Genomic DNA, 19,627 nt, shown 5'->3' with positions numbered 1-19,627 from the left:
GGGGCCATGCAGGGCGGCTTCTACCGTCCTGCGTCAACAATCCCCATCAAGGCTCTGTTACCATTCTTAGTTCTGGCTCACCCACAGGCCCGCAAAATCTTTGGGGCGGAATACGAATCGCTTTGGCGAATCGAATTCGAGGGATTAGAGGTTAAGTCCCATGGCGCGGTACATATTCATCACCGGCGGCGTGGTTTCTTCGCTCGGCAAGGGTTTGGCTTCAGCGGCACTCGGTGCGCTGTTGCAGGCCCGGGGCTACAAGGTCCGCCTCCGTAAGCTCGACCCCTATCTCAACCTCGATCCCGGAACGATGTCGCCGTATCAGCACGGCGAAGTGTTCGTGACCGATGACGGCGCGGAGACCGATCTCGATCTCGGTCACTACGAGCGCTTCACCGGGCGGCCGGCGACCAAGGCCGACAACATCACGACGGGGCGCATCTACCAGGACATCATCACCAAGGAGCGCCGCGGCGATTATCTCGGCGCGACCATCCAGGTGGTTCCGCACGTCACCAACGCCATCAAGGAATTCGTCCTCGACGGCAATGACGACTACGACTTCGTGCTGGTCGAGATCGGCGGCACCGTCGGCGACATCGAGGGCCTGCCGTTCTTCGAGGCGATCCGCCAGCTCAAGAACGATCTGCCGCGCGATCATGCCGTCTACATCCATCTCACGCTACTGCCCTACATTCCGAGCGCAGGCGAATTGAAGACGAAGCCGACGCAGCACTCGGTGAAGGAGCTGCGTTCGATCGGCATCCAGCCGGACATCCTGCTCTGCCGAACCGACCGCGAGATCCCGAAGGAAGAGCGCCGCAAGCTCGGGCTGTTCTGCAACGTCCGTGAAAGCGCGGTGATCGAAGCGCGCGACGTCGACAACATCTATGCTGTCCCTGAGGCCTACCACAATGCGGGCCTCGACGACGAGGTGCTCGCCGCCTTCGGCATCGCCTCGCGGATTCCGCCAGAGCTGCGGAGCTGGCAGCAGATCAACGAGCGCGTCCGCAATCCCGAAGGCAACGTCACCATCGCCATCGTCGGCAAATACACCGGCATGAAGGATGCGTATAAGTCGCTGATCGAGGCGCTCTCACACGGCGGCATCGCCAACAAGGTGAAGGTCAATCTCGACTGGATCGAGAGCGAGATCTTCGAGAAGGAAGATCCCGCGCCGTTCCTCGAGCACGTCAACGGCATCCTGGTGCCCGGCGGCTTCGGCCAGCGCGGCGCGGAAGGCAAGATCCGCGCGGCGCAGTTCGCGCGCGAGCGCGACGTGCCGTATTTCGGCATCTGCTTTGGCATGCAGATGGCGGTGATCGAGGCCGCGCGCAATCTCGTCGGCATCGAAGACGCCAACTCCACCGAATTCGGCCCGACCAAGGAGCCCTTGGTCGGCCTGATGACGGAATGGCTCCGCGGCAACGAACTCGAGAAGCGCTCGCAGGCCGGCGATCTCGGCGGCACGATGCGGCTCGGCGCCTATCCCGCGGCACTCAACCGCGGCAGCCGAGTCTCGCAGGTCTATGGCGGCGCGACCGAGATTTCCGAGCGCCACCGCCACCGCTACGAGGTGAACACCGCCTACAAGGATCGCCTCGAGCAGCACGGCCTGAAATTCTCCGGGCTGTCGCCCGACGGCGTCCTGCCGGAGATCGTCGAATACGAGGATCATCCCTGGTTCATCGGCGTCCAGTTCCATCCCGAACTGAAGTCGCGGCCTTTTGAGCCGCATCCTCTCTTCGCCTCCTTCATTCAGGCGGCGATGGTGCAGAGCCGGCTGGTCTGATGGCTCAGCGCGCGGCGGAGTAGTCGCGCGCGTGATGGATCGGCTCCAAGGCGACTCGCGTCGAGGGGGCCGGCGCAAGCGATCCCGTGACGAGCTTCATCTGCGGCCGCCGTGTCAGCTTGTAGACGGCGGCGGGCGGCATGTTCAGCAGGGCGCGATCGACCAGCGTGGCGCGTAAGCCCAGCCGATCGAGAATCGGCCGCGGCACCGGGCAGCTCATGCCGTAGGTGAACTGGTAGAATGCGCCGCCGGGGCGGACATAGCTGAACGCGCCGCTGACGATCGAGATGACCTTGCGCGTCGACATGTTGAGCAGCGGCAGCCCGCTCACGACCGCGCCGACGGGCGCGCCGTCATAGAGGCGCTCCGTCGTCAGCCGCCCCGCATCCATCCACAAGACGCGCGCGTTGGGAAAGCGCACTTGCAGGAGCTTCATGAAGTCGGAGCCGTATTCGATCAGCGTGAGGTCCTGCTGGCGGACGCCGCGTTTCAGGAGGTTGTAGGTGAATGCCCCGGTGCCGGGGCCGAGCTCGAGGATCGGACCGGTCGATGCCGTGATCTCGCGGGTGATCAGATCGGCGAGCGCCGCGCCTGACGGCGCGATCGCGCCGACCCGACGCGGGGCCGACATCCAGGACAGGAAGAAGGAGAGGAAATCGTTGGGCATGCGCACTCCGGCATCTTGGTTGCACCTCGAAAGATCAGAAGTGAGGCGGATGCAGTGTCACGGCCGTGCATTGCGACAGCATTGCGCTGTGAGAGGCGCACGCGGATTGAATCAATCCTGCGGGATTGGGCGCAGCGTTATTCTGAAACAGGCGCCGCCGTCCGGCCCGTCCGTGACCGAGACGTGGCCGCCATGCAGCTGCACGATCTCGCGCACCATGTTGAGGCCGAGGCCGGCACCGCGATCGAGCGGCGTCAGCCGGTAGAACGGCTCGAAGATCTGCTCGCGTTGTCCGACGGGAATGCCGGGACCTTCGTCCGTGACTTCGATGCTCGCGGGTCTGCTGACGCGAATGCCGATGGTGCCGCGGCGAGGGCCGTGCTGAATCGCATTTTGCACGAGGTTGGTCAGCGCGCGTTCCAACGCGGCCGCGTCACCGATCGTCTCGATCGGCGTCGTGGGTGCATCGAGCGCCAGCTCGTAGCCGCCGGCAATCGCCAGCGGCGCGAGGTCGGCAGCCGCGCCTTGCGCGACCCGGACAAGGTCGACGCGCGCGAAAGGATGGCCGCAGCGGTCGAGCCGCTGAATGTCCAGCAACTGCTCGGCAAGCGTCGCCAGCCGCGCGGCATCTTCCAGCAGCCGGGTCTTGTCCGGCCCCGGGGCAAGCGACTCCAGGCGCGTGTTGAGGATCGCGATCGGCGTGCGCAGCTCGTGCGCGGCGTCGGCGACGAAACGCTTGTGGCGGGCATAGCCCTGGTCGAGCCGCGCCAGCGCGTCATTGACCGCAGTCACGAGCGGTACGACCTCCAGCGGAATTCTCTCCACCGACAGGCGCGCGCCGCGCTGATGGATGTCGATGCGACGCGCCTGGTCCGCGGTCGTATCAAGTCCTCTGAAGGCGCGCCGCACGATCATCGGTGTCGCGATGAAGGTCGCGGTTCCCATCAGAAGGAGGCCTGGCAGGGCGATGCCGAGGAACGCAAGCGATGTCATGACCAGCGCCTTGGCGCCGGTCAGCCGGCCCTGTGTCGCCGTGATGACCTGCACATTGCCGGCCTCGGTATCGACCCGCTTCAGCCGCGCCGCCGGCTTGCGCGGATCGTCCTCGAACAGCTGCCAGCCGAGCCGCGCCTGGCTGATCTGGTCGAGGCCGCCGCCGATCGCGGCGAATTCAGCCGGCACGGCACCTTCGGCGAGCGAATGTCCCTGCCGGTCGCGGACCAGGAACCAGAGGTCTGGTGTCTCGCTACGCAATTGTCTGAGCTCGGGCGTCGGCCGCACGGTCAGGCCGCCCTGTGCGTCGCGCGTCAGTGCGTGCTGCACGACGTCGATCACGCGATCCTCGTCGCGCTCGGCGAGCACAAGTCCTGACGCGCACAGCGCTCCGACGACGACGGCAACCAGGGCCAGGAGCAGCACGGCCTGGAGCGAGAGCAGGCGCCAGCTCAGGCGCGAGCGCAGGCAGTAGGGATCGTCGTGCCTGCTCATGGCAGCTTCTTCAGGAGATAGCCGACGCCGCGAATGCCGTGGATCTCGATGCCGGCATCCGCCTCGGCGAGCTTGCGGCGTAGCCGCGAGATATGCGTGTCCAGCGCGTTCGACTGGATCTCGTCGTCGAAATTGTAGACGGCCTCTTCCAGCGCCGAGCGTATCACGGTGCGGCCGATGCGGCGGATCAGCGCCTCGAGCACCAACAGCTCGCGACGCGGCAGCTCGAACGGCTGGCCGTCGATGCTCGCCTCGCGATGGCCGACATCGAAGGCGAGGCGGCCCGCGCGGATGACATCCGGCGTAAGTCCAGCGGGGCGCCGCATCACGGCGCGCAGGCGCGCCAGCAGCTCCTCGACCGCGAACGGCTTGGCCAGATAATCGTCGGCGCCGCTGTCGAGCCCGGCGATCCGGTCGGCGAGCTCGCCGCGCGCGGTCAGGACGATGATCGGCACGCCGTCGGCGCGCGCCCGGAGCTTCGGAATCAGTGCAAGGCCGTCGCCGTCGGGGAGCTGGCGGTCGAGCAGGACCGCGACATGGACGTCGGCGGAAATGGCCTCTTCAGCGTCGGCAAGGGTAGGGGCATGGTCTACCACCATGTCGTAGCGCTTTAGCGCCGACGCCAGCGCGCCCGCCATCTCCGCCTCATCCTCGACGAGCAAAATCCGCATGATCCGGCACCTAGGCTTCAACTAAAGCCATTCTAGCGGCCCGATCATTGCGGCAGCATTGCGGGAGCCGGACTTGATGCGTTACCGAAGACCGCCGAGCCATGCGCGAAACGCCACAGGGGCGGCCGCGCAGGGCTCAAGACACGGTTATGGCCGGCCGTTATAAGCGGCGGACCTGTTCTGGGAGGAAGCAAGAATGATCTACGAAATGCGCGTCTACCGCTGCGTGCCCGGCCGCTTGCCGGCGCTCTTGAAGCGGTTCGAGACGGCGACGCTGAAGCTGTGGGAGAAGCACGGCATCCGCCAGGCTGGATTCTTCACCACGCTGATCGGTGAATCCAGCCAGGAGCTGACCTATTTCCTCGCCTGGGAGTCGCTCGCCGAGCGCGAGAAGAAGTGGGGCGCGTTCGTGACCGATCCGGACTGGCTCGAGGCGCGGTCGAAGTCGGAGGCGGACGGCCAGATCGTCGGCAATATCGTCAGCCAGCTCCTGACGCCGACCGCCTTTTCGGCGGTGAAATAGCGCCGGCGGCGCCCGCGGAACTTCGGCGCAACCCTGATATTCGGACGGCCTGGGCCGATTGGGGTTGATCCGACCCCGATGGCGGCTATGGTCGCGCCGAAACGAGGGATTTGCCTTGAGCTCTTCGACGTCAGCGGCGCCGGTCGTCACCATTGGCAGGGTCAAATTCGGCAATGATCTGCCGATTTCGATCATTGCCGGGCCTTGCCAGCTCGAAAGCCGCCAGCATGCGCTGGAGGTGGCCTCCGCGCTGAAGGAGATCGCCGCGCGGCTGAACATCGGTCTCGTCTACAAGACCTCGTTCGACAAGGCCAACCGCACCAGCGCGTCGGCGGCGCGCGGACTCGGGCTCGCGCAGTCGCTGCCGATCTTCGCCGAGATCCGCTCCTCGCTCGGCCTGCCGGTGCTGACCGACGTGCACGAAGCCACGCAATGCGCCGAGGTGGCGCAGGCCGTGGACATCCTGCAGATCCCGGCCTTCCTGTGCCGGCAGACCGATCTGCTGCTGGCGGCGGCCGCGACCGGCAAGGTCGTCAACGTCAAGAAGGGCCAGTTCCTGGCGCCCTGGGACATGGCGAACGTCGTCACCAAGATCACGAGCGCGAACAATCCGAATGTGCTCGTCACCGAGCGCGGCGCCTCCTTCGGCTACAACACGCTGGTTTCCGACATGCGCGCGCTGCCGATCCTGGCGCGCACCACCGGTGCGCCCGTGATCTTCGACGCCACCCATTCGGTGCAGCAGCCGGGCGGGAAGGGGACGTCCTCCGGCGGCGAGCGCGAATTCGTGCCGGTGCTGGCGCGGGCGGCGGTCGCGGTCGGTGTCGCCGGCGTCTTCATCGAGACCCATCCCGATCCCGATAGCGCGCCTTCCGACGGCCCCAACATGGTGCCGTTGCGCGAGTTCGAGGGTCTGATCCGCAGGCTGATGGCGTTCGACGCGCTCGCAAAGAACCCGCGCTGATGCAGCAAGGCGAGGCGCGGCCGCACGATCACGGTCTGCCGGCCGCGCTCTACGTCATCTCCGGCGCCAGCTTCGCCGCGGCGTTGTCGGCGCGTGCGCTCGACCCGGTGCTGCCGCACGTCGCCGAGGATTTTGGCGTCAGCATCGCGACCGCCGCGGGCTTTGCCGCGGTGTTCGCTTTCACCTTCTCGATCATCCAGCCGATCGTCGGCGCCGCCGCCGATCTGTTCGGCAAGACGCGGCTGATGATCGGCTGCCTCGCGCTGCTCGGGCTTGCCAATATTCTCGGCGCGCTCTCGACCTCGTTTTCGGTTCTGTTTGCGACCCGCATCCTTGCCGGCATCGGCTCGGGCGGCGTGTTTCCGGTGGCGCTCAGCCTGACCAGCGATCTGGTCGGTCCGGAGAAGCGGCAGGTCGCGATCAGCCGCACGCTCGCCGGCGCCATGACCGGCAATCTGCTCGGTGCCTCGGCCTCCGGCCTGATCGGCGATTTCCTCGGCTGGCGCGGCGTGCTGGCGGTGCTCGGCGTGCTCGTGATCGTTGCATCGATCGCGGTTGCCGCCGGCTTTCGCGGCGCCAAGGTCAAGCATCCGCCGAAGACGAGCCTGTCGGCGCTGAAGGCCGGCTATCGCACCATCTTCACCAACCCCAACGCCTATGTGTGCTACTCGGCCGTGTTCGTCGAAGGCTGCTGCGTGCTCGGCCTGTTTCCCTATATCGCCTCGTTCCTGTTCGAGCTCGGCCAGACCTCGCTCTCGATCGCCGGCATCGTCATCGCGGGCTTCGCGGTCGGCGGCCTGTTCTACACGCTGACGGTGTCGCGCCTGCTGCCGTGGCTCGGCATGAAGGGAATGATGATCGCGGGCATGACGCTGGTGGCCTCGCAGCTCGTCGCCGTGGCCTTCGGTCCGCGCTGGGAGGTGCAGGCGCTGAATCTCATCGTCATGGGCTGGGGCTTCTACATCGCCCATGGCTGCCTCCAGGTGTTCGCCAGCGAGCTCTCGGTCGAGGCGCGCGCCACCGCGCTGTCGCTGCATTCGTTCTTCTTCTTCATGGGACAGACGGTCGGGCCGCTCGCCTACGGCTTCGGCCTGCAACACGCCGGCAAGGTGCCGACGCTGTTTGTGAGCGCCGCGATCATGGTGGTCCTCGGCATCGTCTGTGCTCGGCTGCTCAAGCCGCGTGCACCAGCCGACGCGCGCTGAGATTTTATTCGGTCCTTAAGGGGGATCGCCCCACCACGACACCGTCGGCTCCGTATACATGGCACACGAATTGCTTTTATTCTGGGCAAACCGAGGTGTGAGACCGTGGACACCCAGCCCATCCGTTTGCCCAGCGTAGCCGGCGCGACCCGGTCGGCCGGATATCCCACCAGGCCGCCACTGCGGCGTTTCCTGACCGATTGCCACGAGGAGTTCAGGGGCGACAGTTCGGGCGAGCTTGCCGATTACATTCCCGAGCTGAAGCGCGCCAACCCCGATCATTTCGGCATCGCGCTCGTCACCATCGACGGCCATGTCTACGAGGTCGGCGACAGCGCGGTGCCGTTCACGATCCAGTCGGTCTCGAAGGCCTTCGTGTTCGCGCTGGCGCTGGAGACGGTGGGCGAGGAGCGCGTCTCGGCCACCATCGGCGTCGAGCCGAGCGGCGAAGCCTTCAATTCGATCCGGCTCACCAACGACAACCGTCCCTTCAACCCGATGGTCAATGCCGGTGCGATTGCCTGCTCGGGCCTGATCTACGAGGTGGACGGCAAGGGTGCTTTCGAGCGTGTCCGCTCAAAACTCAGCGAGTTCGCCGGGCGCGAGCTCGGCGTCGACGAGGCCGTGCATGCCTCGGAGACCGCGACCGGCAACCGCAACCGCGCGATCGCGTGGCTGCTCCGCAATTACGCGGTGCTGCCGGATGACGTCGACGCGGTGCTCGACGTCTATTTCCGCCAATGCGCGATCCTGGTGACGGCGCGCGATCTGGCGGTGATGGCGGCAACTCTCGCCAATCGCGGCATCAATCCGGTGACGGGCGCGCAGGTGATCACGCCGCACATCGTCGCCCGCACGCTGTCGGTGATGACGAGCTCGGGCATGTACGACTATGCCGGCGAGTGGACCTATCGCGTCGGCATCCCCGCCAAGAGCGGCGTCGGCGGCGGCATCGTCGCGGCGCTGCCCTCGCAACTGGGACTGGGCACCTTCTCGCCGCTGCTCGACAATCACTTCAACAGCGTGCGCGGCTTGAAAGTCTGCGAGGCACTGTCGGCGCGGTTTGACCTGCACATGCTCAACCGCAATGCTGACGTCCGCACCAGCGTCATGGCGGATTACGACGTCTACGGCATCTCCTCGCGCCGCAGCCGCCAGCCGCACGAGCAGCAGATTCTCGACGAGCGTCACAGCGACATCCGCATCGTCGAGCTCGTCGGCGCGCTGAATTTCGGCACCATCGATTACGTCACGCGAAGACTGACCAGTGAGCCGCCGAACGCGCCGCTGTTGATCATCGATTTCCGCCGCGTGCCCGACATCACCGCGGCCGGTGCGGAGCTTCTGGGCGAGACGCTGACGGCGCTCGGCAATGCCAACGTCACCACGATTCTGTCCGGCCTCGAGGAGGCCTCCGCGGTCTGGGCCGCGATCGCCGCGCGCACGGGGGATCCACGCCGGCTGCGCCGCTTCGCGCTGCTCGACGATGCCATCGAATGGGCCGAGGACCAGGTGATCTATCGCTTCGGCGGCTTCACCGACGTGAAGGAGAGCGTGCATCTCGGCGAGCAGGCCTTGCTGGCCGAGCTCGACACCGACGAGATCGCCGCCATCGTCAAACTCTCGACCACGCGGCACTACACGGCCGGCCAGCGCGTCATCGCCGCCGGCGCGCCCGCCAATTCGCTGTTCTTCCTCCAGAGCGGCATGGTCAGCGTGAAGCTGCGGAGCGGCGTTCGGCTGGCCTCGCTCGGTCCCGGCATGGAGTTCGGTGAGATGGCGATCCTGGAGCGAACCCGCAGCGCCGACGTGTTTGCCGATACGCCCGTTGCCTGCCTCGAACTGCCGCTCGACAGCTTTGCCGATTACCGCCGGTTGCACCCGGAGACCGCGCTGAAGATCATGCGCAACCTCGCCGCAATCCTGGCGCGGCGGCTGGTGGCGGCCAATGCCAAGGTCGACCTGCTGAGCGCGTATTAGGAGGCCGGGCCTAATTCGCTCCACCGGCAGCGATCGGCTCCATGCCGCTCGCAATGATCGTGTCGCGAGCAGCGGGGGAGGCGAGGAACTTGATCAAGGCCCGGCCAGCCTCGGGCTCCTTCGAAACGGTCGCGATGCCGGCTGAGAAGATCGTGATCTTCTGCAATTCGCTCGGCAGCGGTCCGACGATATCGATGCCCTTCACCGGCTTCAATTCGCTGATCTGCTGAAAGCCCAGTTCGGCCTCGCCATGCGCGACGATCTCGCCGACCGGCGTGGCCGGAATCTTGCGCGCCTTGTCCTTCATGACATCGGCAATGCCAAGCTTGTCGAACATCTCGGTCGAGACGTAGACGCCGCTGGCGCTGTCCGAATAGGCGATCGTCTTCGCCGCCAGCAGCGCACGCTTGACGGCTTCCACCGAGCTGATGTCCGGCTTCGGCGCGCCCGACTTGACGGCAATCCCGATCGGCGATCTGGTCAGATCGACCTGACTGCCGGCAACGACCTTGCCCTTGCTGGCGAGGTCGTTGAGGGCATAGCCCACCATGATCAGGACATCGGCCGGCTCGCCCCGCTCCAGCCGGACCGGGATCGCATTGGTGGTGGTGCCCATCGAAGGCCCGAACGCGGTCAGCACCTTGTTGCCGGTGGCTTTCTCGAACTCCGGCACGAGCGCCTGATAGGCCGCTGTCAGACCGCCGGAAATCATCACCCGGACCTCGGCCGCGTCGGACGCGCCGGTCAGCCACAGGACGCCCAGAAGGCCCAAGGAAAGGTTCAGGACAAGGCCGCGAAATTTGTCTGATGTCGATTTCATCGTCGTTGGTCTCCAGCTAGCCCCGCCCGCGATAGGGCGCGACGCCTTGCTCCGGCACCCACAGGCCCTTCGGCACGCGGCCGGTCTGCCAGAACACGTCGATCGGGATGCCGCCGCGCGGATACCAGTAGCCGCCGATGCGGAGCCATTTCGGTTTGATCTCCGAGGCGATGCGCTTGCCGATCATCACGGTGCAATCCTCGTGGAAGGCGCCGTGATTGCGGAAGCTCGCGATGTAGAGTTTCAGCGATTTCGACTCCAGCAGCCATGGGCCGGGTGCGTAGTCGATCATCAGATGCGCGAAATCCGGTTGTCCTGTGACCGGGCACAGCGAGGTGAATTCCGGCACGGTGAAGCGCACCAGATAGTCGGTGCCCTTTTGCGGATTGGGCACGCGGTCGAGCTGGGCTTCTTCCGGGGTGTGCGGCCATTCGACCGCGCGGCCGAGCTGGAGGGATTTTTTCGCCATCGTCGTCACATCCTTTTGCGGATGCCGGGATGGACGCAATTGAAGCTGCCGTCAACCGGTCGCGATTGTCTGGATCATGACGATGCGGTCGTTGCCGGACTCGCAGCCCCAGAGCTCGCCCGGCCTGCCGTCGAGCTGGCGGACATTGGCATTCGGCTTGTCGCTGGTGAAGACGTTGAATTTTTCGGTCATGGGATCGAAGCGGACGATGGCATTGGCGGAAAAATCGGTCAGCCAGACCTTGTCCTTGTCGTCGACATAGACGGCGTAGGTGCGGGGGCGCTCGCCCGGCAGCTTCCAGGTCTTCCAGGAACCGTCAGCGGGATCGTGCACCGAGACATGGCCGCTGTTCCATTCGCTGACCCAGATCCGGCTCTTCGAATCCGACCAGACGCGCCGCGATCCCTGGCTCGGCGTTGGCGGCTCGGCCACATTGGCGTTGCCGGTCGCAAGATCGATCTTCGCGATATAGCTGCCGGCGAGCGAGGCGTACCAGACGTCGCCCTTGGGCGTCACGGTGATGCCGTAGGGGCCGACGCCCTTGGGCGCCCGGAACACGTCCATCTCGCCAGACTTCGGCTTGAGCCGGCCGTAATAGCCGGACTGTCCGGTGAACCAGTAGGTGCCGTCCTTGTCGAACACGCCGGTATTGAGATTGGCGGAGGCGAATTTCTCCGGCAGGCGGAACAGCGTGACCTTGAGATCGCCGGGATCGACCCGCGCGATCGCGTTCTGGCCGCCCTCGGTGATCCAGGGCGCGCCATCGGGACCGATCGTCACGCCGTGCGGCGCGGCGCCCTGGCCAAGGCTGACGGTCTTGAAGGTGCCATCCTTCGGATCGAGCCTGCCGAGCATGCCCTTGCCCTGCGCGGTGAACCAGACCGTGCCGTCGGGGGCTGGCGCGAGGTCGTGCAGGCCGATCCCGGCATTGATGGGGAAATATTTTGTCCGGAACGGGCCCTCCTGCGCAAAAGATGGGCGAACGGCGAGGAGGGCGGCGCTGGAAGCAAGAAACTGGCGGCGATTCATGGCGTTACCCCGACTGTCTAGGATTGAGGATGGACGCGCAGACCCAGTGTTCTCAAGCTTAGTCTTGGGGAATTCACGCGTCAGTCGAAGCTCGCCGTCCAAGCGTTCACATTTGCTTGCGCTCCGTGTAAGACCCGCGGCGAACCGATCAAACCTAACGAACGGAAGTGCAACATCATGACCGCCATCATCGACATCATCGGCCGCGAAATCCTCGACAGCCGTGGCAATCCCACCGTCGAGGTCGACGTCGTGCTGGAAGATGGCGCGCTCGGCCGCGCCGCGGTGCCATCAGGCGCCTCCACCGGCGCCCACGAGGCGGTGGAACTGCGCGATGGCGACAAGGCCCGCTATCTCGGCAAGGGCGTCACCAAGGCGGTCGGCGCCGTCAATGGCGAGATCTTCGAGGCCTTGAGCGGCCTCGATGTCGAGCAGCAGGCCCAGATCGACCAGATCATGATCGACCTCGACGGCACCCCGAACAAGAGCCGCCTTGGTGCCAATGCCATCCTCGGCGTGTCGCTCGCCTGCGCCAAGGCGGCTGCGAACTCGCTCGACATGCCGCTCTACCGTTACGTCGGCGGCACCTCGGCGCGACTGCTGCCGGTGCCGATGATGAACATCATCAATGGCGGTGTGCATGCCGACAACCCGATCGACTTCCAGGAGTTCATGATCCTGCCGGTCGGCGCGTCGAGCTTCGCCGAGGGCCTGCGTTACGGCGCGGAGGTTTTCCACACGCTGAAGTCGGAGCTGAAGAAGGCCGGCCACAATACCAATGTCGGCGACGAGGGCGGCTTTGCCCCGAACCTGCCGTCAGCGGACGCCGCGCTCGAATTCGTCATGAACGCGATCGGCAAGGCCGGCTTCAAGGCGGGCAGTGACATCGTGATCGGCCTCGACTGCGCCTCGACCGAGTTCTTCAAGGACGGCAAGTACGTCTATGAAGGCGAGGGCAAGACCCGTTCGATCTCCGAGCAGGCCAAGTACCTTGCCGACCTCGTTGCGCGCTATCCGATCGTGACCATCGAGGACGGCATGTCGGAAGACGACATGGACGGCTGGAAGGAGCTCACCGACCTCATCGGCAAGAAGTGCCAGCTCGTCGGCGACGATCTGTTCGTCACCAACGTCAAGCGCCTCGCCGAAGGCATCAAGGCGGGCCGGGCCAACTCGATCCTGATCAAGGTCAACCAGATCGGCACGCTGACCGAGACGCTGGCCGCCGTCGAGATGGCGCACAAGGCGGGCTACACCTCCGTGATGTCGCACCGCTCCGGCGAGACCGAGGATTCCACCATCGCCGACCTCGCGGTCGCCACCAATTGCGGTCAGATCAAGACCGGCTCCCTTGCGCGTTCCGATCGCACCGCCAAGTACAACCAGCTCCTGCGCATCGAGCAGCAGCTCGGCAAGCAGGCGCTCTATGGCGGCAAGGCGGCACTGAAGGCGCTGGCCTAACGCGCCTCGCCGAGCCAATTCTCCGGCGTCACGTTAGCTTGATCGACGCTCAGTCGCATGCGCGTTGACGCCGGATGGTTGTCGTGATGTGCTCATACACCTTAAAGGTGAGGCTCTTTCTTTATTTCATTTTCTAGCAATTTGACGTTCCGCGCGCGTCAGGCGCGGAAGCGCCGGTGCTTTGCCTCGCCCAACGCGGAGCGCCAAAATGACCAGATTGCGAGCAACCCGAGCCGTCAGCACGGATGGAACCGTTACCGTTCAGGCCAGCGGTCAATTGATGGACGACTACGTCTACGCCACCGATCTGACCGGCGAGACGGATCTGACGGCGATACAACAGGCCGACGGCAGTTACAGCCTGCTTTACCTCGGAGCGACCGGCAACATCATGTCGCTGCGCCGGGACCCTGACAGCGATACGGGCTGGAGCGAGGAGGTGGTCGATGCCACCCTTCAGCCGAGCCAGGTTGTCGGCGGCATCGATGCCAGCGGCAGGTTCACGGTCTTTGCCGTCGGCTCGAATGCGGCGGCGCCCGATGTTTATGTCATGACGCGCCAGAGCGGGGGAAGCTGGAGCGCGCCGCAGCCGATCGCACCGGACGGCTCGGTGCCTGTGTTCATGCAGGCCAGCAAGCTTGCGGCCTTTGCAATCGCGGGCAAGCTCGAGCTGTTCGCGTTGCTCAGCCCCTCGCCGGGGTCCAACGGCCAGTCCAGCCTGTGGCGCATCGGCTGGGATTCGGCCGCTCCGAGCTGGCAGTACATCGCCGATACCGACCAGACCATCATCGAGAGCTGCACCGTCGAGGACATCGATTGTCTCTTGTTCGCGAACACCGCCGAGGCGACGCCCGTCGCGCTGGATCTGTTCACCGTGGCGGCTCCCTTCACGGCAACCGCAACATTGCTGGCGGCGAACATCGTATTCCGCTCGCTGGCCGTTGGTTCGCAGGCGGACAACAATTCGGCGGTGTTCATTGCCGATCCCGGTGACATGACCGATCGGCCGCAGATCCAGTATCTCGACGGTGGCAATCCGGACGCCGGCTTCGTGGTCGTGGATTCCACGATCAAGGCGACCGCTCTGGCGGTTGCGAGCGCCGGCGCCAATCCATTGGCGCTGTTTGCGCTCGATGACAGCGGCTCGCTGCAATTCATCGCGACGCCGCCGTCGGACACCAAATTCGACTTCTTCCTTCGCCTGAGGAACATCCTGACTGCGCGGGGGACGGAGGGCGATGCGGAGCTGGTTGGTTACGTGCCCACAAAGGGCCTGATGCGGATGTGGCAGAGTCCGCCGGACGATCCGGCTTCGCCTGACGGCAGCAAGGGCGGCTGGAATCAGGAGCCGATTCAGTATCCGCCGCTGACCCGCAAGCTCGTCGAGCAGAAGACCTATTCGACGACGCTGACTTTCTATGACGCGAATGGCGTGACCCTTTCCAACGCCAAGGTCGCGCTGAAATCGACCGAGATCATGAGCGCCTCGATCGCCGGGCAGGTCGTGACCCTTGGTCCGGCGCGGGCCCTGACGTTCACGACCGATGCGTCCGGCCGCCTGCGGGTCACGACGGAGACGCGGTCGCTGAATGCCGTGGGGCTGAGCGCCAGGCTGCCGGACCTGATGATGGACGGCGGCGATTTCGCGGTGACGCCCAATTATGATGTGCAGGAACGGCTGCGCAACATCACGACAGCCCAGGTCAAGCAGCTCGTGCCGAGCGAGTTCGCCGGCGATGCCGATCAAATCCGGCTGGCCGTCACGGAAGCGATGGCCAACATCCATGACGGGCCGGTTGCGTTGGTGCGGGCGCGCATCAATGCCAGGGACGACCTTCGGCTGCCGCTGCCGATGCGCGCGCAGCCCCGGCAACCCTTTCGCTTCACCGTTGCCGGCGGGCGGGCCGTCTTCAAGACTCTCACCGATGCGGAGGCGGACGCCGCCATCGCCGAGATCGCGGCGTTGCGCACCAGTCCGGATTTTGGACTCCTCGACTTCTTCGAGGACGCGATCGAGGCGATCGGCAATGCGTTCGAGACCGCGGTCGATGCGGTGTACGACTACGTCATCAAGCCGATCGCCTCCGGTTTCGAACTCGCCATCAACTCGGTGGCGGACAAGCTCAAGATCGTCTGGAACGGCATCGTCGACACCGTGGAAAGCGCGTTCCGCTTCGTGGAAACCGTCTTCAACGCGGTCAAGACGTTCTTCGTCGGGCTCTACAATTTCTTTGCCTGGCTGTTGAGCGATGCGCGCAAGGACATCTGGGCCACCAAGCGGAAGTTCGAGCGGATATTCAGCCAGGGTCTGGTTTCGCTCGCAGGCTTTGCCGCCGACGGCGGCAAGGTCAGTCACAGCTTCTTTGAGACCATGGAAGGTACCGTCAAGCAGGCCTTTGCGGGGATCGAGAAGGATCTCGGCAAGATCGATGCGGATGACGGGATGGATGCGCCGTCCGGCGTGAGCACGTTTCTCGAAATCATCGAGGACAGCGCAAGCGTCGCCAACTGGCTGATGGACAAGGTTTCGTTCGGCAGCCTCATCAGCCTTGGCATCAATATCCCGTCGGCGATGGTGCAGGATGCGATGGCTCTCATCTCGCGGGTCCAGTCGACATTCGCCACCGAGATCGCGAAGCTCATCCAGGCAAGCATGAAACGCTTGCGGGCGCTGGCAACCAGCACGTCGGAGTTCGGCAAGGTGCTGCTCGCCACGATCCTCGGCGAGGTGAAAGACCTGATCCTGGCCGTTCTGCGCGTCCTCGATGGACTGGTTCAATCCGTTTTGAACTTCTTCGCCAAGGATCTCGTCGCGCTCAACACCGCAGTGTTCGGCGCCTCCATCAATAACTTCGTCATTCAGGCGCTCTACGATCTGATCAACCCGGGGTCTTCGGAGGATCTGACCGTCGTCGGCCTCGGCTCGCTGCTCTGCGCTTTCGTTGCGACCACGCTCTATCGCATCATCTTCGAGGATTCTCCGTTCTCGCTCGAACAAGCCGAGCAGGGCGTTGCGTCGAGCAAGAAGGAGATCGGCGTTCTGCTGATCCTGTCCGGCCTCGTTCAGGCGACGGTCTGGTGCGTCGCCGACGTCGGGCTCGATGTCGGATTGTTCGACAACCCCCCTGCCTGGCAAGCGCTGGCCGTCGTGATTCTCGGCCCGACCTTGATCCAGTTTCTCGCCTGGCCCGGAGGCCCGTTCGCAAGGCTTGCGTTCGACACGCCGGTCAACAAGGCCACCTCGGCGGCCTGGCTGTCCGGGTTCGGCAATATCGCGTTCAAGTTCTTGTGGGCCATCGCCCACAAGTTCAAGGATGGTCCGCGCGGCTCGTTCCCGGGATCTTGCGCACTGAGTGCCGGCGGCATCCTGTCCTTGGCGATGAATGCATGGATGCTCTTCGAGAAGGAAAGTGCAGGCACGGCGCGGGTGTCGGAATGGGTTGCCGGCGCCGCCGGACCATTGTCGGCGATCGCAAAGCCCGCCAAGCACACGCTTGATCCGCTCGATGCCCGCATTTTCCTCGGCGTCGTGGATATCGTCAGCGACGTCAGCGCCGGAATCGCCAAGATCGTCCACGGCAAGGAGATCATCGATTCGGAGCAAGGGACGACGCTGACTGCAAGGCGCGTCTCGATGGGCTCGGCCTAGGTCACGGGCCGCGCGTCCGGAGGGACGCTCATACTGCTCGAATTTCGCAAACTGATTTTCACCCAGGCTGTTTCATCAGAGGATATTTTCATGCCCGCACTCTCGGATCCGACCTTGCAGACCAAAGGCAGGCTTACTGTCGGCCTCAACCTCGACAACAACGCATCGTACATCAGCAGCGGCGCGGTGAACGGACTGAAGGTGACGGCCGGAGCGCTTGCCTACGGGCCGCCCAACGAACCTCCGCCGCCGTGGAAGCCGGGCAAGCAATACTGGTCCGGAAACGGCACCGCGTTCGGCGCCCAGGGAATGGTCCCGACGACCTACGGCTACACTTACCAGGCCGGCATCTACCAGCCACTGTACATCAGCGACATGAGCAGCAATGCCGTGATGACCGGGAAGACCTATGTCTTCACGTTCTCGCTGGGAGCCGAATGGATTCAGCTCTACCTCAGGGTCACTGGCGGGCCCGACGGAGCTACGGTTTTGCCCGGCTTCGGACTTTGGAGCCTTGGCAGCAACCCGCACGCCTGGACCTACGTGACGCCAGAGGCCTTCACCGGCGAATGGATGATCGGGCTCCTCAGTCCGGCCTGCTTCAACATCGTGTGGCTTTCGGTTGAATATGCACCGCCCAAGGATTACGGCGGCGGTCTGCCGGAGGCGCGGCTATGCTTCAAGGTATCGGGGCTGTCGCCGACCAATGCATTTGCGTATTCGACGGATGTCGATCTCGGCGGCCCCCGTCCGCTGGGGCAGGACATGCCGATCGGACTTCAGCATCTGCATCCGCGCAGCCAGCCGCACATCCTGCAGCGCGAATCCGCCGTTCCCGTCGGCTAGGCTTCCTGTTCAATCAGTTGCTGCGCGGCGAGCCGGAACTTGGTAAGGAGGCCGCCTATCCGGGCGCGTCGCGCTGCAATGCCTGGGCCTGAGGCCATGAGTTGGTCGAGGGCCCAAGGCCTCGCTGACGCTCCTGCATCAAGGGAGGATCGACATGAGCGATGGCGAAACCGGACTGCAACTGCGTTCGCTGATCAAGAAGAGCGGCGAGCTGGAAATCTCGCTTCTCGACGTGCCGACCCCCGAGCCCGCCGAGGACGAGGTGGTCGTCCGCGTCGAGGCGGCGCCGATCAACCCGTCCGATCTCGGTCTGCTCGTCGGCGCGGCCGACATGAGCACGGCGAAGCTCTCTGGCACAAAGCAGGCGCCCGTCATCACCGCGAAAGTGCCTGACGGTGCGATGCGCGCGATGGGCGCGCGGCTCGACCAATCCCTGCCGGTCGGCAATGAAGGTGCCGGCGTCGTCATCAAGACCGGCTCGTCGGATGCCGCGAAGGCGCTGATGGGCAAGACGGTCGCGATGATCGGCGGCGCCATGTACTCGCAATACCGGACCCTGAAGGCGAGGGACTGCCAGCCATTGCCTGACGGCACGACGGCGGCGGAGGGCGCGTCCTGGTTCGTCAATCCGCTCACCGCGCTCGGCATGACCGAGACGATGCGGCGCGAAGGCCACAAGGCGCTGGTGCATACCGCTGCCGCCTCCAATCTCGGGCAGATGCTGAACAAGATCTGCATCAAGGACGGCATTCCGCTCGTCAACATCGTGCGCAGCAAGGAGCAGGCGGAGATCCTGAACAAGATCGGTGCCAAATACGTCGTCGATTCCAGCGTGCCGAGCTTCCTCGACGATCTCACGGCCGCGCTGGTCGAGACCGGCGCCACAATTGCCTTCGACGCCATCGGCGGCGGCAAGCTTGCCGGCGACATCCTCAACTGCATGGAAATCGCGATCAACAAGACCGCCAAGGAATACAGCCGCTACGGCTCCAGCGTGCACAAGCAGGTCTATGTCTACGGCGCGCTCGATATCCGCCCGATCGAACTGCCGCGCGGCTTCGGCATGGCCTGGGGCGTCGGCGGTTGGCTGCTGACCCCGTTCCTCCAGAAGATCGGTCCGGCCGACATCGGACGGCTGCGCCAGCGCGTCGTGAACGAATTGAAGACGACCTTCGCCAGCCACTACACCAAGGTGGTCTCGCTTCCCGAGGCGCTCGATCCCGCCAACATCGCGGTCTACGCCAAACGGGCCACCGGCGAAAAATTCCTCATCAACCCGAATAAGTCGTGACGAGCGATGGCGTCCAGGCCTGATCGAATTTATGCCTGAGCCGTGGGGCGAATAACGATCTCGCCGACGTCCACGCTATCCGGCTGCGCTATCGCGAAGGCCATCGCCTCCGCGATTGCGCTCGCCGGAATGGCCATCGCCTTCATGCTTGCCTGTCCTTGCTCCCGTAACGCGGAATCCGTCATGGAGGACGGCAGTTCGGTGTCGACATAACCGGGTGAGATGGTCGTCACGCGAAGGGACGGGCCGACCTCCTGACGAAGTCCTTCGGAAATCGCCCTGACGGCATTCTTGGACCCCGCATAGACGGCCATTGTCGGAACGATCTTGAGGCCGGCGGTCGACAGGGTGTTGACGAAATGGCCGAAGCCCTGACGACGGAACACGGGCAGGGCCGCGGCGATCCCGTAGAGCACGCCCTTCACGTTCACGTCGATCATGTCGTCCCAGTCGTCGACCCTCAGATCGTCCAGGAGCGAAATCGGGGCAATCCCCGCATTGTTGATCAGGACGTCCAGCTTCCCGTATCGATCCGTTGCCAGTCCGACGAGCCCGGCGACATCCTCGCGTTGCCTGACGTCGGTGACGAGGTACGACGCCTTTCCGCCCTTTGACGCGATGCTCGCGGCCAGCATCTCCAGCCGGTCGGCGCGCCGTGCGCCGAGGACCACGATGGCGCCACGTTCCGCGAGATGCCGGGCGGCGGCTGCGCCTATTCCGCTGCTGGCGCCCGTGATGGCGATGACTTTGCCTGCGATGCCCGTCATAGATG

General features: G+C 64.8%; 16 protein-coding genes. 9 read left to right on the top strand and 7 right to left on the bottom strand.

The genetic code is table 11. The annotated features are described in order from the left end of the window. Positions 1-160: 160 nt before the first annotated feature. The gene (locus BJA_RS24135) at positions 161-1,792 is read left to right on the top strand and encodes a CTP synthase (protein ID WP_011087573.1); all 1,632 of its coding nucleotides are present in this window, start codon (positions 161-163) and stop codon (positions 1,790-1,792) included. A 4-nt stretch (positions 1,793-1,796) separates the two neighbouring features. On the opposite strand, the gene BJA_RS24130 is transcribed toward BJA_RS24135, so the two are convergent. From BJA_RS24130 to BJA_RS24120, 3 genes are all read right to left on the bottom strand, one after another. Next, positions 1,797-2,459 carry a class I SAM-dependent methyltransferase gene (locus BJA_RS24130; protein ID WP_038967222.1) on the bottom strand — a complete coding sequence of 221 codons (663 nt, stop codon included), beginning with the start codon at positions 2,457-2,459 and terminating at the stop codon, positions 1,797-1,799. Positions 2,460-2,570: 111 nt separating this feature from the next. Beyond that, positions 2,571-3,947, bottom strand: coding sequence for a sensor histidine kinase (locus tag BJA_RS24125; protein ID WP_011087571.1), 1,377 nt, complete (start codon positions 3,945-3,947; stop codon positions 2,571-2,573). Continuing rightward, positions 3,944-4,618 carry a response regulator gene (locus BJA_RS24120; RefSeq protein ID WP_011087570.1) on the bottom strand — a complete coding sequence of 225 codons (675 nt, stop codon included), beginning with the start codon at positions 4,616-4,618 and terminating at the stop codon, positions 3,944-3,946. Before BJA_RS24120 ends, BJA_RS24125 begins: the two co-directional genes overlap by 4 nt. A gap of 196 nt (positions 4,619-4,814) precedes the next feature. On the opposite strand from BJA_RS24120, the gene BJA_RS24115 reads away from it, so the two are divergent. The 4 genes from BJA_RS24115 to glsA all read left to right on the top strand — a co-directional run bounded on the left by BJA_RS24115 (position 4,815) and on the right by glsA (position 9,290). Continuing rightward, on the top strand, positions 4,815-5,141 hold the full coding sequence (locus tag BJA_RS24115; RefSeq protein WP_011087569.1) for an NIPSNAP family protein: 327 nt from the start codon (positions 4,815-4,817) through the stop codon (positions 5,139-5,141). A gap of 115 nt (positions 5,142-5,256) precedes the next feature. Continuing rightward, positions 5,257-6,105: a 3-deoxy-8-phosphooctulonate synthase gene (gene kdsA, locus BJA_RS24110; RefSeq protein ID WP_011087568.1), complete on the top strand. Its 849-nt coding sequence runs from the start codon at positions 5,257-5,259 to the stop codon at positions 6,103-6,105. Further along, entirely contained in the window at positions 6,105-7,310 is a 1,206-nt protein-coding gene (locus tag BJA_RS24105) for an MFS transporter (protein ID WP_011087567.1), read from the top strand. Before kdsA ends, BJA_RS24105 begins: the two co-directional genes overlap by 1 nt. A gap of 105 nt (positions 7,311-7,415) precedes the next feature. Beyond that, a complete protein-coding gene (gene glsA, locus BJA_RS24100) occupies positions 7,416-9,290 on the top strand; it encodes a glutaminase A (RefSeq protein ID WP_011087566.1) in 1,875 nt (624 codons plus the stop codon). Positions 9,291-9,300: 10 nt separating this feature from the next. Here the strand turns inward: glsA and BJA_RS24095 are convergent, their stop codons facing one another. The 3 genes from BJA_RS24095 to BJA_RS24085 are packed head-to-tail and all read right to left on the bottom strand — an operon-like array spanning position 9,301 to position 11,608. After that, entirely contained in the window at positions 9,301-10,110 is an 810-nt protein-coding gene (locus BJA_RS24095) for a substrate-binding domain-containing protein (RefSeq protein ID WP_011087565.1), read from the bottom strand. Positions 10,111-10,126: 16 nt separating this feature from the next. Next, on the bottom strand, positions 10,127-10,579 hold the full coding sequence (gene queF / locus BJA_RS24090) for a preQ(1) synthase (RefSeq protein WP_038967228.1): 453 nt from the start codon (positions 10,577-10,579) through the stop codon (positions 10,127-10,129). 51 nt (positions 10,580-10,630) lie between these two features. Continuing rightward, a complete protein-coding gene (locus BJA_RS24085) occupies positions 10,631-11,608 on the bottom strand; it encodes a hydrolase (RefSeq protein WP_011087563.1) in 978 nt (325 codons plus the stop codon). Between the two features lie 177 nt (positions 11,609-11,785). Between BJA_RS24085 and eno the strand changes: the two genes are divergently transcribed. From eno to BJA_RS24065, 4 genes are all read left to right on the top strand, one after another. After that, a complete protein-coding gene (gene eno / locus BJA_RS24080) occupies positions 11,786-13,069 on the top strand; it encodes a phosphopyruvate hydratase (RefSeq protein ID WP_011087562.1) in 1,284 nt (427 codons plus the stop codon). A gap of 208 nt (positions 13,070-13,277) precedes the next feature. Then, on the top strand, positions 13,278-16,718 hold the full coding sequence (locus BJA_RS24075; protein WP_011087561.1) for a hypothetical protein: 3,441 nt from the start codon (positions 13,278-13,280) through the stop codon (positions 16,716-16,718). Between the two features lie 90 nt (positions 16,719-16,808). Beyond that, the gene (locus BJA_RS24070; protein WP_011087560.1) at positions 16,809-17,564 is read left to right on the top strand and encodes a hypothetical protein; all 756 of its coding nucleotides are present in this window, start codon (positions 16,809-16,811) and stop codon (positions 17,562-17,564) included. Between the two features lie 154 nt (positions 17,565-17,718). After that, positions 17,719-18,855, top strand: coding sequence for a zinc-binding dehydrogenase (locus BJA_RS24065; protein ID WP_011087559.1), 1,137 nt, complete (start codon positions 17,719-17,721; stop codon positions 18,853-18,855). A 29-nt stretch (positions 18,856-18,884) separates the two neighbouring features. Here the strand turns inward: BJA_RS24065 and BJA_RS24060 are convergent, their stop codons facing one another. After that, positions 18,885-19,622, bottom strand: a complete 738-nt coding sequence (locus BJA_RS24060; RefSeq protein ID WP_011087558.1) for an SDR family oxidoreductase — start codon at positions 19,620-19,622, stop codon at positions 18,885-18,887. Positions 19,623-19,627: the final 5 nt, after the last annotated feature.

The organism is Bradyrhizobium diazoefficiens USDA 110 (genome assembly GCF_000011365.1).
GTDB classification, from domain to species: Bacteria; Pseudomonadota; Alphaproteobacteria; order Rhizobiales; family Xanthobacteraceae; genus Bradyrhizobium; species Bradyrhizobium diazoefficiens.
Note: the sequence above shows the minus strand (reverse complement) of the source record. Positions and strands in the feature narration are given on the sequence as shown.